At 42.0% G+C, this 1415-nt stretch carries 1 protein-coding gene, 3 tRNA genes and 1 pseudogene; 4 read left to right on the top strand and 1 reads right to left on the bottom strand.

What is annotated here, in order from left to right:
• The 4 genes and pseudogenes from J536_RS26385 to J536_RS24365 form a co-directional block, all read left to right on the top strand.
• Positions 1-123 (top strand): annotated as a pseudogene (locus J536_RS26385) (hypothetical protein); the annotation flags it as partial.
• A 121-nt stretch (positions 124-244) separates the two neighbouring features.
• Positions 245-320, top strand: a tRNA-Glu gene (locus tag J536_RS24375).
• Between the two features lie 29 nt (positions 321-349).
• Positions 350-425, top strand: a tRNA-Glu gene (locus J536_RS24370).
• 29 nt (positions 426-454) lie between these two features.
• Positions 455-530 (top strand) — tRNA-Glu (locus J536_RS24365).
• A gap of 91 nt (positions 531-621) precedes the next feature.
• On the opposite strand, the gene J536_RS24360 is transcribed toward J536_RS24365, so the two are convergent.
• Positions 622-1415, bottom strand: a 794-nt coding sequence (locus J536_RS24360; RefSeq protein WP_032064141.1) for a hypothetical protein, incomplete at its 5' end; no start/stop codon positions are given.

The following is a 1415-nucleotide window of genomic DNA, read 5'->3' as shown; positions in this document are numbered from 1 at the left end:
CCTGCCATTATTAATCAGAAAATTTATACTTTCGCCAACCAGCCGCATGAGATTTTAGGATATTTACAACATCCGTCGGTTATAAAGGCAATTATTGAACCTTTTCAGAAAAATGAGGGCTAAATGTATATATTTTCTACAATTTGAGTTATTTTTAATCGCTTGACTGTTTTTTTTAATATTTCTTCAGAAAACTATTTGACACTTTTATTAAATCGACCTAATATACGCCCACCTCTGAAACGTCCCTATCGTCTAGAGGCCTAGGACATCGCCCTTTCACGGCGGTAACCGGGGTTCGAATCCCCGTAGGGACGCCAATATTTTTTCAGATGTATGCCTCATATAAGTCCCTATCGTCTAGAGGCCTAGGACATCGCCCTTTCACGGCGGTAACCGGGGTTCGAATCCCCGTAGGGACGCCAATATTTTTTCAGATGTATGCCTCATATAAGTCCCTATCGTCTAGAGGCCTAGGACATCGCCCTTTCACGGCGGTAACCGGGGTTCGAATCCCCGTAGGGACGCCAAATTCTAAAAAGCCACTGCATAACGTCAGTGGCTTTTTTCTTGCCTAAAAAAATGAAAAGCTAATCAATGATTAGCTTTTCATATGCTCTCTCAACCCGCAATTCCCACTTGTACTTCAAGGCGACCTGACTGCACTCGTAGTCCTCTAATTTCAAACTGATCTACGAGCTGCTGCACAAGCTCACGACTTTCTCTCAAAATATTCAAGCCCGGTAAAATACTAAAATCAGTCAAACTTAAAAGCTTTTCAACCATCCATGAACGGTTGTTAATAAAGTCAATAAATCCTGCTTGCTCTAGGTCAATAAACCACATGCGATGCCCATCGCGTTGGATTCCGGGAATATCGCCAATCAAGTGATTAATGAGTGATGGAATAGGCAACATATTTACGACTTCGAAACCAACTCGACCAATACGGCGCACAGCCCAATTTGACAAGGTGCCGCCATGTCGAATCTGAACATCAAGACTTTCATCCATTTGTCGCAAACGTAAGAATTTTTCCTGCCCAATACGACATTCCAATACTTTAAAATCTAAACTCAAACGATACATGAAGCGATGATAATGCCCATCGATCTCGACTTGGAAACTGTCATTGCCGCATTTAATTTTAATATCATCAATTTCGGAGCGATCAATGCGCTTACGAATTTGATTATTTAATAACATTTCGGGTAAGTACAACGTTAAGGTACTTTTGCCCAAAAAAGTTCGCGCCATAATCAACGCGACTTGGCGTGCTGTTTCACTGGTTTCAGACACCATATCTCTTACAGTACCTGCTGCCAGATTTGTCATTCCGACAACTCCACGTCGTGTATGAGTAGTTACTTGATCGAGTGCGTCCAAAGCAGCATCAGCAACCTCTGCAATATTAC

Source organism: Acinetobacter sp. 809848 (assembly GCF_000581275.1).
Taxonomy (GTDB): Bacteria; Pseudomonadota; Gammaproteobacteria; order Pseudomonadales; family Moraxellaceae; genus Acinetobacter; species Acinetobacter pittii.
Note: the sequence above shows the minus strand (reverse complement) of the source record. Positions and strands in the feature narration are given on the sequence as shown.